Here is a 13,830-nt window from a genome sequence, read left to right on the forward strand (position 1 = left end):
CGTATGAGCACTCACCCTTCTTCACCGCAGCCCGCCGTCGATCTGGACAAGGAAGCCGGCGCCGGCAACCGGCCGCTGAGCGGCATCTATTTGCAGCTGGCAACCGTCCTGGCGATCGCCATTTCCGCCTATGCCATCTACGCCAACGCGTTGTCCAACACGCAGGAGTTCTACCGCAACACCACGTTCCTGAGCGGCATTCTGATCCTGGGCTTTATCCTGTTCCCTTTCTCGGCCCGGCACGCCACCCGCAGCTTCAACCGCTGGGACTATCTGTTCATCATCCTGACGCTGGTCAGCTACGGCTATTTCTACGTTAACTACGTCGATCTGCACGTGGTGCGCAAGAGCATCCCCAACGCCACCGACTATGTGATGGCGGCGATCGGTATCGGCGTGCTGTTCGAAGCCGCGCGGCGCACCACCGGCTATTTCATCCCCGGCCTGGCGAGCTTCGCCATCCTCTATGCGCTGTTCGGGCAGTACTTCATGGGCATCTTCGGCCACGGTGGCTTCTCGGTGGAACGCCTGCTGTATCGGCTGTTCATGACCAGCGAGGGGATTTTCGGCATCACCCTGTCCACCGCCTCCACCGCCATCGTGGTGTTTATTCTGTTCGGCGCCTTTCTCAGCGTCAGCGGCGCAACCGCGCTGTTCAACGATCTGGCGCTGGCCGCCGCCGGACGCCGCCGCGGCGGCCCGGCCCAGGTGGCGGTGATCTCGTCGGCACTGACCGGCTCATTGAGCGGCAGCGCGGTGGCCAACGTCGCCACCACCGGCACCTTCACCATTCCGCTGATGAAAAGCATCGGGCTGTCGTCCCGCTTCGCCGGCGCCGTGGAAGCCACCGCCTCCACCGGCGGCATGATCATGCCCCCCATCATGGGCGCGGCGGCGTTTATCATGGCCGGCTTCCTCGGCATCTCGTACACCACCATCGTCATCGCCGCCATCGTGCCGGCGCTGCTCTATTACGCCGCGCTGATCATGGCTATCGACCTGGAGGCCAAGAAACAGGGCCTGAAGGGCATCAACAAGGAGAACATCCCTCAGGTGCGCGCGGTGCTGAAGGCGCGCGGGCTGTTGCTGCTGCCGCTCGTCATCGTCATCGGCACGCTGCTGCTGGGCAAAACGCCGATCTATGCCGGCTTCCTCGGCATCATTGCCATTATCGTCGCCAGCTGGCTCACCCCCGACAGTTCGGTGCGCATGACGCCGAAAAAAATCGCGCTGGCCTTGAACGACGCGGCACGCGGCTCGATCCAGGTCACCATCGCCTGCGCCGCCATCGGCGTGATCATCTGCGTGGTGACCATGACCGGCATCGGCTCCACGCTGGCGTTCAACATCGTCGCCATGACCGACAACACCCTGTGGATGATCCTGCTGGTGGTGATGCTGGTGTGCATCGTGCTCAGCATGGGGCTACCCTCCACCGCGCTCTACATCGTGGTAGCGGTCACCGTGTCGCCGATCCTGATCAAAGCCGGCGTGCTGCCGCTGGCGGCGCATTTCTTCGTGTTCTGGTTCGGCGCGTTGTCCAACATCACGCCGCCGGTGGCGCTGGCCAGCTACACCGCCGCCAGCATCGCCCGCGCCGATCCGATGCAAACCTCGTGGGACGCGGTGCGCCTGGCGCTGCCGGGCTTTATCATCCCGTTCATTCTGGTCTACAACCCGACGCTGTTGATGCAGGGCGACGATCTCAACCCGCTGTCGGTGCTGCATATGGTGATCAGCGCGCTGGTGGGGATCTACGCCCTGTCGATCGCCAGCGCCAATTTCTGGCTGATGAAGACCCACTGGCTGGAGCGGGTGCTGTTTACCGCGGCGGCGATTTTACTGATCAAACCGGGCCTGATGACCGATCTGGGCGGCGCGGCCCTGATCGCCGCCGCCGCCGCCATGCACCTGCTGCGCTATAAACAGCGCGCCGCGCTGCCGGGAGGCGCGTCATGATCCGCAAGGTCACGCGCCAGAAAGCCTCTCATCAGGTGCTGGCGCAGCTGAAAGCCGGCATCAACGACGGCACCTTTCCGGTCGGCGAGAAGCTGCCGTCGGAAAACGTGTTGGCGGACGCGTTCGGCGTCAGCCGGGTGCCGGTGCGCGAGGCGCTCGGCGTGCTGGAGGTCAGCGGCATCATCTCCTCACGCCAGGGCGGCGGCCACCGGGTGGAACAGCATTCGCTGCTGAGCAAATACGAACCGCTGGTGATGGAGGTAGCCGACCGCCGCGAGGTGGAAGCGCTGCTGGAAATGCGCGAAGTCATGGAACAGCAGGCGGCGCGCATGGCCGCCGAGCGCCGCACCGAACAGGAGTTGCAGGCGATCGAACAGGCGCACCTCGCCTTTCGTGACTGTACGCTCAACGACGGCCAGATCGGCTATCGGCAGGACTACCTGTTCCACCGCGCCATCATGCAGGCTTCGCATAACCCGTTTTTCGTGCAGATCCTCGATAACATGCACGAGCTGTATCTGGGGGTGCTGGTGTACTCGCTCAGCAAAAACCTAGGGCGGCAGGCCGAGCGCCAGCGGGTGATCGACGAACATGAGCGGGTATTTATCGCCATTCGCGACGGCGATGCGGCGGCGGCCACCGCCGCCATGCAAAGCCATCTGAACAACGTACGCGGCAAATTACGCCGCCTGGAAAACGAGGAGCAAGAGCCGTGATGTACGACGCGATCGTTATCGGTGCCGGCCTGGTGGGGCTCGGCGTGGTGAATGCGCTGCAGGAAGCGGATCCGCAGCGGCGCATTCTGATCCTGGAAAAAGAGCGCGGCCCGGCGGCGCACCAAAGCGGCCACAACAGCAACGTGGTGCATTCCGGCATCTACTACACGCCCGGCAGCCTGAAAGCGCAGTTGGCAAAACAGGGCAACCGCAGCATGTTCGCCTTCTGCCGCGAACACGACCTGTATCACGACCAATGCGGCAAGGTGATTGTCGCCACCCAGCTAAACGAACTGGATCGGCTGGAGAACATCTATCAGCGCGGCCTGCAAAACGGCCTGCAGGTCACCCGGCTGTCGCAGGCGCAGCTGCGGGAGCGCGAACCGCACGTCAATGGCCTTGAAGCGCTGCTGGTGCCCGACGCCGGTATCGTCAACTACGCGGAGGTGGCCGCCAAGCTGGCGGAGATCATCGTGCGGCGCGGCGGCGAGATCGCCTACGGCCATCAGGTTGAGGCCATCCGCGAACACGCCGGCGGCGTCACCGTCACCGCCGCCGGCGACACCTTCGAGGGAAAACTGCTGATCAACTGCGCGGGGCTGTTCAGCGATCGCATCGCCAAACTGGCCGGTTACGAAACCGGCATGAAGATCGTGCCGTTCCGCGGTGAATACTATGTGCTGGACGACGCGAAAAATCACCTGGTCAACCATCTGATCTACCCGGTGCCCAACCCGGATTTCCCTTTCCTCGGCGTGCATTTTACCCGTATGTATAACGGCAAGCGCGACGTCGGCCCCAATGCGGTGCTGGCCTTCAAACGCGAAGGCTACCGCAAATGCGACTTCAGCCTGCGCGATCTGAGCGAGGTGCTCGGCTATCGCGGCTTTTGGAAAATCGCCGGCAACTACCTCGGCGAAGGGCTGGCGGAAATGCGCCGTTCGCTGTCGCGCCGCCGCTTTGCCGAGAACGCCCGTCGGCTGATCCCGGCGCTGCAGGAGCAGGATATTCGCCCCGGCCCGGCCGGCGTGCGCGCCCAGGCGCTGACCGCCGACGGCAAGCTGGTGGACGACTTCCACTTCGTGCAGGGTAAACGCTCGCTGCACGTGTGCAATGCCCCCTCTCCGGCGGCGACCGCCTCGCTGGAGATCGGCCGCGAGATCGTGCGCCGCCACCTGTCCGCTTTCTGACGCCCACTGAGGCCACGGCGCCCGTGGCCTCAGCCGCGCTGGATGGACACGCCGCCGTCCACCAGCATCGCGGTGCCGGTGACGAATGAAGCTGCGTCAGACGCCAGATACAGCGCCGCCTGCGCGATCTCCTCCGGCATCGCCAGCCGCTTCAGCGCGTGCAGATCGGCCACCTGCGCCAATGCCTCCGGGGTATGGCTCATCTGCCGCCCCATTGCCGTATCGGTGCCGCCCGGCAGCAGCGCGTTCACCCGAATGCCGCGCCCGCCGAATTCCACCGCCAGCGCCTGCGTCAGGCCGATCAGCCCCGACTTGCCGGCCGCATAGGCCGCCGTACCGGGAAACGCCGCGGTGTGGCCGACGAAGGTGGAGGTGAAAATCACCGAGCCCGCGCCGCGCGCCAGCATGGCGGGGATTTGATATTTGGCGCCGTAGTAGGCGCTGGACAGGTTGGTTTCCAGCACCTCGCGCCACTCTGAGGCACTCAACGCCAGCGATGGCCCCAGCGGCCCCAAGGTGCCGGCGTTGTTGAAGGCGATATCCAGCCCGCCGAATTCGTCGACCGCCGTCGCCGTCAGCCGTTCGGCGAAGGCTTCGTCGCGCACGTCGCCCGCCACCGCAAGCGCCCGGCCGCCCTCGCGCCGAATGTCCTCCACCAGCTCCGCCAACAGCGGCTCGCGCCGCGCGCCCAACACCAGCGCTGCGCCCTGGCGGGCGAACAGCAGCGCCGCCGCTTTGCCGATCCCCGAACTGGCGCCGCCGATCACCGCCACCTTGCCGTTTAATGCGTTCATCGCTCATCCTCACACGGTTTAAAGATCCTCAGTGTGAAGCAAGATCCGGCGCCGCGCTGGCCGCAAGCGGACATGTAACTGACGCCAATAAAAAAGGCGCTGCAAGCAGCGCCCCGGCAACGCGAATCTGACGGTTAACTCACGGCCTGGCCGCATACTTCTGCATCGTGGCCGGCGTCACCAGCTCGAACGGGATCCAGTAATACGGCTCGAGTTTTTCCCCGTTGATCATGCGCTGCGCCACATCGACCGAGGCTTTGCCCTGGCCGACCGCGTCCTGGAACACCGTGACCTGCATCTTGCCGGAGGCCAGCGCCTTGAGGCCGTCCGGCGTGGCGTCGATGCCGCCGATCAGCACTTTCCTGTCCGCCTTGCCCGCCTGCTGCAGCGCCATGATTGCGCCGATCGCCATCTCGTCGTTGTTGGCGGCGACGATGTCGATCGCTTCACCGTTGGTCAGCCAGTTCATCATCAGATCCATGCCTTCACTGCGTGAATAGTTGGCGCTCTGCTTCTGCACCACCTTCATTTTCGGGTACTTGCTCACCACCTGCTCCACGTCTTTGGTGCGCTGCAGCGCGCCGGCGTCGGTCAGGTTGCCGATCATCACCGCCACGTTGCCCTGATAGCCGGCCAGCCGCGCCAGCTCTTCCATCTGCAGCGTGCCGGATTCCCGCTCGTCGGAGCCGACGAACACCACGCCCTGCGGCAGTTTGGCATCGCCCGGCGTGCGGTTCACGTACACCAGCGGCACGCCGGCGGCCTGCACCATTTTGGTCATCACCGGCGTGCTGGCCGAGTTGACCGGATCGACGATAATCGCGTCCACCCCGGCGCTGATAAAGCTCTGCACCTGATCGGTCTGGCGGCCGACGTCGCCGCGCGCGTCCTCGAACTGCACGGTGATGCCGCGCGCCTTGGCCTCCTTGTCGATCGCCTGGCGGATGATGGTGAGGAAATTCTGGTCGAAATAGGCCATCGACACGCCGATGGTTTGCGCCCATGCCGGGGTAGACGCGCACAGCGCCACCGCCAGCCACAGCCCTTTCAGGTAGTTCATGATGTGCCCCCCAGGTAAAAAAAACGCCGCCGGCCACCCCTGACGCCGGCGGCAATTCACGGCAATCAGTGTTTTTTACGGTTGCGCCGCATGTCGATCGACACGGCGGCGACGATAATCACGCCCTTGATGATGTCCTGAATGTAAGAGTCGACGCCGATAAAGGTGAAGCCGCTTTTGATAAGGCCCAGGATCACCGCGCCGATCAGCGTGCCGGTGATGCGCCCGACGCCGCCCATCAGGCTGCTGCCGCCGATCACCGCCGCGGCGATGGCGTCCAGCTCATACGACATCCCCATGCTCGACTGGCCGCTGCTGACGCGCGCCGCCAGCACCACACCCGCCAACCCCGCCAGGCCGCCGGCGATGGTGTAAACCGTCACCAGGTACTTGTTGACGTTGATGCCGGAGACCCGCGCCGAGGTCATGTTGCCGCCTATGGCGTAGATGTATTTGCCGTAGCGGGTGTGCTTGAGCGCGATATGGAAGATCACCGCAATCACCAGGAAGATGATCACCGGCATCGCCCCCTGGCCGATTGACGTGAAGCCGTCCGACAGGAAGCTGACCGGGTTGCCCTTGGTGTAATACTGCGCCAGGCCGCGCGCCGACACCATCATCCCCAGCGTGGCGATGAACGGCGGAATGCCGGTGCGGGTGATCAGGAAGCCGTTGATAAAACCGCAGACGATGCCCACCCCGATCCCCGCGCCGATCGGGATCGCCGCCGGCAGATCGAGCAGCCCCGGATACATCGGCGAGATGCTGTCCGAGGTCTGCGCCAGGCTGGCCGCCACCACTGCGGTCAGCGCAATCAGCGAGCCGGAGGAGAGATCGATGCCGGTGGTTATGATCACCTGGGTGACGCCCACCGCGATGATGCCGATGATCGCCACCTGCAGCACGATCAGCAGCAGGCGGTTCGGATTCAGCAGGAACGACTGATCGCGCATGTACCAGCCGAGGATTTCGAAGATCAGCGCGATGCCGATCATCACGATGAAGATGCCGGTATCCTTCGGCATTTTGCCGCTCAGCCCGGAGAACAGCGTTCCCTTGCCCGTTGAATCGGCGGAGAGCGGCTTCTCAATCTTTACGTTACTCATGATGTTCACCCTTCGTTATTCTGAGGCCAGCGCCAGGATCTTCTCCTGGTCCGCGTCGTCTTTGTCCAAAATGCCGGTGATGCGGCCGCCGTGCATCACCATTACCCGGTCGCTCATGCCGAGGATCTCCGGCAGCTCGGAGGAGACCAGAATGATGGCGACGCCGCGGTTGGCCAGCTCGCTGATCAGGCGGTAGATTTCCGCTTTCGCCCCCACGTCGATGCCGCGCGTCGGTTCGTCGAGGATCAGGATTTTCGGCTGCGCCAGCAGCCAGCGCGCGATCAGCACCTTCTGCTGGTTGCCGCCGCTGAGGTTATTGATGATCTGATCCATGGTCGGCGTTTTGATGTTGAGCTTTTTAATCTGCTCCATGCAGTCTTTGGCCATCTGCACATGGCTGACGAAACCGTTCTTGCCGATGTATTCCGACAGGTTGACGATGCTCATGTTCTCGACCACCGACAGCACCAGAAACAGGCCGGATTTCTTGCGGTCTTCGGTGAGGAACGCCAGCCCGCTCTCGATCGCCTTCGCCGGGGAATCCACCTTCACCGCCTGGCCTTCGATAAAGATCTCGCCGCCGTCCGCCGGGTGCATGCCGAACAGGCTTTCCATCACTTCGCTGCGCCCGGCGCCCACCAGCCCGGCGACGCCGAGGATCTCGCCGCGCTTGACGCTGAACGACACGTCATGGAACCAGCCGCTGCGGCGCAGCCCCGCCACCCGCAGCACTTCCTCGCCGATATTGTTGTTGAATTTGGGGAACATCTGCGTCAGTTCGCGCCCCACCATCATGGTGATCAGCGACTGTTTGGTCAGGTTTTCGGTTTTGTCGCAGGCGATGAAGGTGCCGTCGCGGAAAATGCTCACTTCGTCGGTAATGGCGAAGATCTCGTCCATCTTGTGGCTGATATAGATGATGCCTTTGCCCTGCTCACGCAGTTCGCGAATGATGGCGAACAGGTGCACCACTTCGCCTTCGGTCAGCGCCGAGGTCGGTTCGTCCATGATCAGCACATCGGCGTTGTAGGACACCGCCTTGGCGATCTCCACCATCTGCTGATTGGCGATGCTCAGCTCGCCCACCAGCGTGTCCGGCTGCAGTTTGATGTTCAGCCGCGCCAGCAGCTCGCGGGTTTGTTCGTTCAGCTGTTCGTGGTTGACGAACCCCAGCCGCGCAGGCTCGCGCCCCAGCCAGATGTTTTCCGCCACCGTCATGTAAGGCACCAGGTTCAGCTCCTGGTGGATCATGGAAATGCCCGAATGCAGCGCCTGCAGCGTGTCGCTGAAGGTGACCGGCCGGCCTTTGATTTTTATCGAGCCTTCGTCCGGGTGGTAGATGCCGATCAGGCATTTCATCAGCGTCGATTTGCCCGCGCCGTTTTCCCCCATCAGCGCGTGCACGCTGCCGGGTTTGATTTTAATCGAGACCTTATCCAGCGCTTTGACGCCGGGGAACTGCTTGCTGATGCCTTCGGCCTCAAGAACATAAGGGTACATACCGCTTACCTCCGCACTGACCCACGTTTTCCGCCGCACGCGCCCCACACCGGCGCCCGCGGCGGGCTTCAAGGCTTATTTCTTGTTTTTATCGGCGAATTGCTGGTAATTGGCCTGGGTGATCAGCTGGTAAGGGATCAGCACGTTGCTCTCCACTTTCTCGCCTTTCACCAGTTGAACGGCGGTCTGCACCGCGCCTTCGCCCTGGCCTTTGGCGTCCTGGAACACGCTCAGCGCCAGATCGCCCTTCTTGATGAACTCCAGCGCGTCCGGCGTGCCGTCAACGCCGGCCACCAGCACGCCGGATTTCTTGGCTTGCTTCAGCGCCAAAATAGCGCCGATGGCCATTTCGTCGTTGTTGGAAGCGATGGCGTCGATCTGCTGGCCGGACAAAATCCAGTCGGTGGTGACGTCTACCGCCTCTTTGCGGAAGAATTTGGCGGTTTGCTTATCGATAATCTTGATGCCGGGGTAGTTGGCCGCCACCTCTTCCACGCCGCGGGTGCGGTCGCGCGTGGCTTCGCTCGACAGCTCGCCCATCAGGATCATCACGTTGCCCTTGCCGTTCATCAGCTTGGCCAGTTCCTCCATCTGCAGCTTGCCGGCCAGCTTGGAGTCGGAGCCGACGTAGGCCATGCCGGCCGGCAGCGCCACTTCCGGCTTGCGGTTGACGAACACCAGCGGGATCTTGGCCTTCTCGGCCAGCTTGATCATCGGCTTGACGCCCTGGGTATCCACCGGGTTGAGGATGATGGCGTCGACGCCCTGGCTGACGAAGTTTTCGATTTGTTGAATTTGCTGCGCGATGTCGCCCTTGGCGTCTTCGAACTGGCCGCTGACGTTGCCGTCGGCCTTCATTTTGTTTTGCATCGACTGGCGCAGAATGGTGAGGAAGTTGTCATCGAAGTAAGCCATGGAAACGCCGATCTTGATGTCTTTCGCCAGCACGCTGGCCGGCAGCATGCACATCAGTACCGAGGCGGCGATCAGTTTCTTCAGCTTCATGTTCGTTACCCTTTAATCGTTAGAATGAAGAGGTCTGTTGGTTGACAGCTAATGAAAAATATTTTTTACATTCAAACAACAATACGGTCGGTGTTATCCCTTTGATACGGCGAATTTACCGCGTTATCGCCGTATCAAGGCCGTTGTAAAAATGGTGATCGATGTCTCAAAACAGATTAAAAACAACCAATTGAAATAAACCCCTGGCACAACAAACGGCGTCCTTACCGCTTTTTTAAATGTTTATTTCATAATTGAGATTATTGAAACTTTTTAACCCAAACAAGCGAAACATGCATTTTGGAATGGCTTATTAACAAAAACATGACACGGATCTAACAAATGAAGTGCAAGCCGCCGGCGAGCGTGCTCCTTTCGTGCGCCGGCAAAAACTGCGAGCGGCCGCGCAGTTTGCGGTTTCCGCGTTTCCCGACCATCCTTATTCGGCAATAATGGACATATCCCTATCTCAGGAGGACCTGACATGCAGCTCAGCAGCAAGGTGCGGATGAACCGCCTGTTCAACAACGGCAAGTGCCTGGACGTGGCGATCGATCACGGCATCGCCAACGAACCGGATTTCTTGATCGGCCTGGAAGATATCGAACGGGTGATGGGCAACCTGATCGCCGCGCGCCCCGACGCCATTCAGGTCAACTACGGCCAGGCGGATCTGCTGCAGCGCGCGCCGCAGCGCGAAAAACCGGCGCTGGTGATGCGCACCGACGTCGGCAACGCCTATAACGCCGCCCGCCACCGCGAGATGTGGGCAGTGCTGCACAATCCGGAGGCGCCAATCCTGGCGGCGCTGCAAATGGACGCCGCCGCGGTGGTGGTCAATCTGTATATGATCCCGGATGAGCCCGGCATTTTCCGCCAGTGCGTGGAGAACATCGGCCGCCTGCGCCACGCCTGCGATCGCTACGCCATGCCGCTGATGATCGAACCGCTGGTGATGGCGCCGGCCGGCCAGGGCGCCGCCTACGGCTCGCTCGGCGACGTGGAGAAGATCGTGCCGCTGGTGCGGCTGGCGCGCGAGCTGGGCGCCGACATCATCAAGGCCGACCCGACCGATCGGGTGGACGATTTCCACCGCGTGGTGGAAGCGGCGCGCTGCCCGACGCTGGTGCGCGGCGGCGGCAAGGGGGAGCTGGGGCCGGTGCTGGAGAAATCCGCCGCGCTGATGGCCCAGGGTGCCTCCGGCATGGTTTACGGCCGCAACGTCTATCAACACAGCAATCCGTCGCAGGTGGTGCGCGCGTTGATGGCAATCATCCATCAGGGCGCCAGCGGCCAACAGGCGCTGGAGATCTACCACCAGCAGTGACCCGCTTTTGTAACTAAAATAAGCCCCCCGCTCCCCGGCAGCATGCTATAACCTGCTGCCGGTAACTGCAGCTTGCCTCATTCCTCGCTAGAATACGCCGTGATATCGCCATTCGGAGAACCGCCATGCCAAAACAACGGGTGCCGCTCAAGCTGAGCACCTCCATCACGCTGATGGTGTCCGCCATCATCGCTTCGGTGCTGCTGGTGGTGTTCGCGCTGTTTTTCGTGCAGATGAGCCGCGAGGGGCAAGATCAGCTGCAGCAGAAAGCCATCGCCGTCGCCAATACGCTGGCGCTCTCCAGCACCGTGGTTGACGGCCTGCAGCGGCGCGATCAAAGCGGCGCCATTCAACGCTTCGCCGAGCAGGTGCGCCATCAAAACGAGCTGCTGTTCGTGGTGGTGGTGGATATGCAGGGCATCCGCTATTCGCACCCCAAACCCTGGCTGATCGGCAAGCATTTTATCGGCGACGATCTGGCGCCCGCGCTGCAAGGCCACGTCAACAGTGCCATCAACCGCGGCACGCTGGCCCCGGCGCTGCGGGTGTTCGTGCCGGTGTATGACGCGCAGAAACAACAAATCGGCGTTGTGGCGCTCGGCATCGCGCTGGACACCGTGCAGCGGGTGGTGGCGGAGAGCCGCTGGATCATCTATTGGACCATCGCCTTCGCCGCCCTGGTCGGCAGCCTGGGCACCTTCTTCCTGGTCTCCGCGCTCAAACGCATCATGCTGGGTTTCGAGCCTTACGAAATCTCCAACCTGTTCGAACAGCGCAACGCCATGCTGCAGTCGATTAAAGAAGGCGTGATCGCGGTCGATAACGAATCCCGCATCACCATCGTCAACGACGAAGCCAAGCGCCTGCTGCGCCAGAGCGGCCCGGTGGAAAACCTGCTGCTGGAAGCCGCCAGCAAGCACTGGCCGGCGCAGCTGCATCTGGCGGAGGTGCTGGCCAGCGGCCAACCGCTGCGCGATCGGCAGATCGGCTTCAACGGCAGCGAACTGCTGACCAATACCGTGCCGGTGATCGTCAACGGCCAGGTGACCGGCGCCATCGCCACCTTCCGCGACAAGACCGAGGTCAGCCGCCTGCTGCAGCGGCTGAGCGGCATGGCGCACTACGCCGATGCGCTGCGGGTGCAGTCGCACGAATTTATGAACAAGCTGCATGTGATACTCGGCATGCTGCACATGAAGGCCTATCAGCAGTTGGAAAACTACATCATCAACACCGCCAGCAACTATCAGGAAGAGATCGGCGCGCTGCTGCGCAAGATCCACTCGCCGGAAGTGGCGGGCTTCTTCATCGGCAAAATCAGCCGCGCCCACGAAGCCGGTGTTGAGCTGACCATCGAGGAAACCAGCCTGCTGCCGGAAACCGACGATGCGGAAACCACCCACGTGCTGATCAGCGTGCTCGGCAACCTGATCGAAAACGCCATCGACGCCATCGACGGCGTTGAGGGCCACGAGATCGGCCTGAGCTTCCATCATCACGACGATCAATTACACTGTATCGTCAGCGACGATGGCCCCGGCATCGATCCGGCGATCGGCGCGCGCATCTTCGAACACGGATTTTCCACCAAGGGAACCGGACGCGGCATCGGCCTGGCGCTGATCCGCAGCCATCTGGAGAAACTGGGCGGCAGCATCGATTTCGAGTCCGAACCGGGCGAGCTGACCCAATTTTTCGTGCACCTTCCCTATCAGGCCAAGAGCAGAACCCATGATTAACGTACTGATTGTCGACGACGACCCGATGGTGGCGGAGCTGAACAAATACTACCTGAGCCAGGTCGGTGGTTTTCACTGCCAGGCGACGGTCGCCACTCTGAGCCAGGCGCGCGCGCTGCTGGCCGATGCCGGCGTCAGCATCGATTTGGTGCTGTTGGATATCTACATGCAGCAGGAGAACGGGCTGGATCTGCTGCCCGGCCTGCGCGAACTGGGCGAGAAGACCGACGTGATCATCATCTCCTCCGCCAGCGACGTGAACACGGTGCAAAAAGCGCTGCACTACGGGGTGGTGGATTATCTGATCAAACCGTTCCAGTTCAGCCGCTTCAAGGAGGCGCTGAGCCACTACCGGCAGCAGTCGCAGCTGTTGGCGCAGCGCGAGTTTTCGCAGGCCGACGTCGACAGCCTGCTGCGCCGCCAGCCCGGCGGCCAGGAGAGCAAAAAGCTGCCGAAGGGGCTGACCAGCATCACCCTGAGCACGGTGTGCGAGTGGATCGAACAGCAGCACGATAACGAGTTTTCCACCGACAATCTGGCCAACGCCATCGGCATTTCGCGGGTCTCCTGCCGCAAGTACCTCATCTATCTGGCGGAGAGCGGCATTCTCGGCACCCGTATTCTGTACGGCGCCACCGGCCGCCCGGTCTATCTGTATCAGCTGAAACCGGACGCGATCGCCATGCTGAAGGAGCATTGCCGCCCGGCCTAAACGACGCAGGGCGCTGATGGCGCCCGGACGATTAATGTTAGAAGCTGTGCGTGTAACACTTCGCCTCGCGGTGAGGATCTTTCGAGTGTCTCCGCAGGCAGCGCTGCTTTTTCTGCTGCTGCTCCAGGTTCCGCTGCTGCCGCTCGGCGGTCTCTGCCGCCTCGCGCTGCTGTTCGCGCGCAATCGCCTGCTCGTTGGCCAGCGTCAGGTTATCGACATTCCACACCTTGTGGCGCAATGCGTCGCGCTTTTTCTGGTACTCCTCGGTGACCTTACTGTCCTTCGGCGGCGCCGCATGGTATTCCAAATCCACCCGCGCCTGCGCGAAGCAGCAGCTACACAAGGCCACGCCGGCCAACACAATCCTTTTCATCAATGACTCCTTTTACATCGCTTGACTCTGCGCGCACGCCGGCTCAACAACCGTTCGGCGATGCCGGCGGTTTTTCCTCGGAATGCGGCGCTCGCTGCCCACCGGTGACGGGCGCTTTGCCGGGCTCGATACCGCACTCCGCCAAGCGCGCCAGCTCCTCCGCATCGCGCTCTGTCGGCGTCGCTTCCTCACTCATTTCCTGCCGCAGATCCTGCGCCAACGCTTTCAGGCGCTTTTGAAACAGCACCGGCGACACGCCTTCGCACGGCCTGTCGTAACGCGCCGCGCCGGCGCTTTGGCTTAGCGGCGATAACAGCAAGAGAAAGATCGCGGCCATCTCCTTCGCCAT

13 protein-coding genes are annotated in these 13,830 nt (G+C 62.2%); 6 read left to right on the top strand and 7 right to left on the bottom strand.

What is annotated here, in order from left to right:
• The first annotated feature begins 3 nt into the window (after positions 1-3).
• Genes ACJ8HN_RS07920 through lhgO form a run of 3 tightly spaced genes read left to right on the top strand, consistent with a single transcriptional unit; the run spans position 4 to position 3,865 of the window.
• A complete protein-coding gene (locus ACJ8HN_RS07920) occupies positions 4-1,959 on the top strand; it encodes a TRAP transporter permease (protein ID WP_442523245.1) in 1,956 nt (651 codons plus the stop codon).
• Positions 1,956-2,675, top strand: a complete 720-nt coding sequence (locus ACJ8HN_RS07925; protein ID WP_033638129.1) for a FadR/GntR family transcriptional regulator — start codon at positions 1,956-1,958, stop codon at positions 2,673-2,675. The genes ACJ8HN_RS07920 and ACJ8HN_RS07925 overlap by 4 nt, the downstream gene beginning before the upstream one ends.
• Complete coding sequence (gene lhgO / locus ACJ8HN_RS07930; protein ID WP_060425640.1) at positions 2,675-3,865, top strand: L-2-hydroxyglutarate oxidase; 1,191 nt, start codon at positions 2,675-2,677, stop codon at positions 3,863-3,865. The genes ACJ8HN_RS07925 and lhgO overlap by 1 nt, the downstream gene beginning before the upstream one ends.
• Positions 3,866-3,894: 29 nt before the next feature.
• Here the strand turns inward: lhgO and ACJ8HN_RS07935 are convergent, their stop codons facing one another.
• The 5 genes from ACJ8HN_RS07935 to ACJ8HN_RS07955 form a co-directional block, all read right to left on the bottom strand.
• On the bottom strand, positions 3,895-4,659 hold the full coding sequence (locus tag ACJ8HN_RS07935; RefSeq protein WP_342124222.1) for an SDR family oxidoreductase: 765 nt from the start codon (positions 4,657-4,659) through the stop codon (positions 3,895-3,897).
• A 139-nt stretch (positions 4,660-4,798) separates the two neighbouring features.
• The gene (locus ACJ8HN_RS07940; protein ID WP_033653836.1) at positions 4,799-5,719 is read right to left on the bottom strand and encodes a sugar ABC transporter substrate-binding protein; all 921 of its coding nucleotides are present in this window, start codon (positions 5,717-5,719) and stop codon (positions 4,799-4,801) included.
• A gap of 65 nt (positions 5,720-5,784) precedes the next feature.
• The gene (locus ACJ8HN_RS07945) at positions 5,785-6,825 is read right to left on the bottom strand and encodes an ABC transporter permease (protein ID WP_025160279.1); all 1,041 of its coding nucleotides are present in this window, start codon (positions 6,823-6,825) and stop codon (positions 5,785-5,787) included.
• Between the two features lie 15 nt (positions 6,826-6,840).
• Positions 6,841-8,325 carry a sugar ABC transporter ATP-binding protein gene (locus ACJ8HN_RS07950; protein ID WP_033646419.1) on the bottom strand — a complete coding sequence of 495 codons (1,485 nt, stop codon included), beginning with the start codon at positions 8,323-8,325 and terminating at the stop codon, positions 6,841-6,843.
• Positions 8,326-8,400: 75 nt separating this feature from the next.
• Positions 8,401-9,330: a sugar ABC transporter substrate-binding protein gene (locus tag ACJ8HN_RS07955; RefSeq protein WP_033638124.1), complete on the bottom strand. Its 930-nt coding sequence runs from the start codon at positions 9,328-9,330 to the stop codon at positions 8,401-8,403.
• Positions 9,331-9,814: 484 nt separating this feature from the next.
• Here ACJ8HN_RS07955 and ACJ8HN_RS07960 point away from each other — a divergent pair, with 484 nt between their 5' ends.
• The 3 genes from ACJ8HN_RS07960 (at position 9,815) to dcuR (ending at position 13,108) form a co-directional block, all read left to right on the top strand.
• Complete coding sequence (locus ACJ8HN_RS07960; RefSeq protein WP_033653835.1) at positions 9,815-10,657, top strand: class I fructose-bisphosphate aldolase; 843 nt, start codon at positions 9,815-9,817, stop codon at positions 10,655-10,657.
• A gap of 125 nt (positions 10,658-10,782) precedes the next feature.
• On the top strand, positions 10,783-12,396 hold the full coding sequence (locus ACJ8HN_RS07965) for a sensor histidine kinase (protein WP_033653834.1): 1,614 nt from the start codon (positions 10,783-10,785) through the stop codon (positions 12,394-12,396).
• Positions 12,389-13,108, top strand: a complete 720-nt coding sequence (gene dcuR, locus ACJ8HN_RS07970) for a two-component system response regulator DcuR (RefSeq protein ID WP_033638121.1) — start codon at positions 12,389-12,391, stop codon at positions 13,106-13,108. Before ACJ8HN_RS07965 ends, dcuR begins: the two co-directional genes overlap by 8 nt.
• Before the next feature lie 37 nt (positions 13,109-13,145).
• Here dcuR and ACJ8HN_RS07975 read toward each other — a convergent pair whose 3' ends face one another.
• Positions 13,146-13,481 carry a hypothetical protein gene (locus ACJ8HN_RS07975; protein WP_033638120.1) on the bottom strand — a complete coding sequence of 112 codons (336 nt, stop codon included), beginning with the start codon at positions 13,479-13,481 and terminating at the stop codon, positions 13,146-13,148.
• 43 nt (positions 13,482-13,524) lie between these two features.
• Positions 13,525-13,830 (bottom strand): hypothetical protein, encoded by a 306-nt coding sequence (locus ACJ8HN_RS07980; RefSeq protein WP_101426800.1) that lies wholly within the window; start codon positions 13,828-13,830, stop codon positions 13,525-13,527.

The sequence above is a fragment of the Serratia sp. CY29653 genome (genome assembly GCF_052169255.1).
GTDB lineage: Bacteria > Pseudomonadota > Gammaproteobacteria > Enterobacterales > Enterobacteriaceae > Serratia > Serratia sarumanii.

Bases quoted from the DNA above. Each gene is read 5' to 3' on its own strand.
- ACJ8HN_RS07950 (WP_033646419.1), bottom strand. From the start codon at position 8,325: ATGTACCCTTATGTTCTTGAGGCCGAAGGCATCAGCAAGCAGTTCCCC.
- ACJ8HN_RS07960 (WP_033653835.1), top strand. From the start codon at position 9,815: ATGCAGCTCAGCAGCAAGGTGCGGATGAACCGCCTGTTCAACAACGGC.
- ACJ8HN_RS07925 (WP_033638129.1), top strand. From the start codon at position 1,956: ATGATCCGCAAGGTCACGCGCCAGAAAGCCTCTCATCAGGTGCTGGCG.
- ACJ8HN_RS07945 (WP_025160279.1), bottom strand. From the start codon at position 6,825: ATGAGTAACGTAAAGATTGAGAAGCCGCTCTCCGCCGATTCAACGGGC.
- ACJ8HN_RS07965 (WP_033653834.1), top strand. From the start codon at position 10,783: ATGCCAAAACAACGGGTGCCGCTCAAGCTGAGCACCTCCATCACGCTG.
- ACJ8HN_RS07935 (WP_342124222.1), bottom strand. From the start codon at position 4,659: ATGAACGCATTAAACGGCAAGGTGGCGGTGATCGGCGGCGCCAGTTCG.
- ACJ8HN_RS07955 (WP_033638124.1), bottom strand. From the start codon at position 9,330: ATGAAGCTGAAGAAACTGATCGCCGCCTCGGTACTGATGTGCATGCTG.
- ACJ8HN_RS07980 (WP_101426800.1), bottom strand. From the start codon at position 13,830: ATGGCGAAGGAGATGGCCGCGATCTTTCTCTTGCTGTTATCGCCGCTA.
- ACJ8HN_RS07975 (WP_033638120.1), bottom strand. From the start codon at position 13,481: ATGAAAAGGATTGTGTTGGCCGGCGTGGCCTTGTGTAGCTGCTGCTTC.
- dcuR (WP_033638121.1), top strand. From the start codon at position 12,389: ATGATTAACGTACTGATTGTCGACGACGACCCGATGGTGGCGGAGCTG.
- ACJ8HN_RS07940 (WP_033653836.1), bottom strand. From the start codon at position 5,719: ATGAACTACCTGAAAGGGCTGTGGCTGGCGGTGGCGCTGTGCGCGTCT.
- lhgO (WP_060425640.1), top strand. From the start codon at position 2,675: ATGTACGACGCGATCGTTATCGGTGCCGGCCTGGTGGGGCTCGGCGTG.
- ACJ8HN_RS07920 (WP_442523245.1), top strand. From the start codon at position 4: ATGAGCACTCACCCTTCTTCACCGCAGCCCGCCGTCGATCTGGACAAG.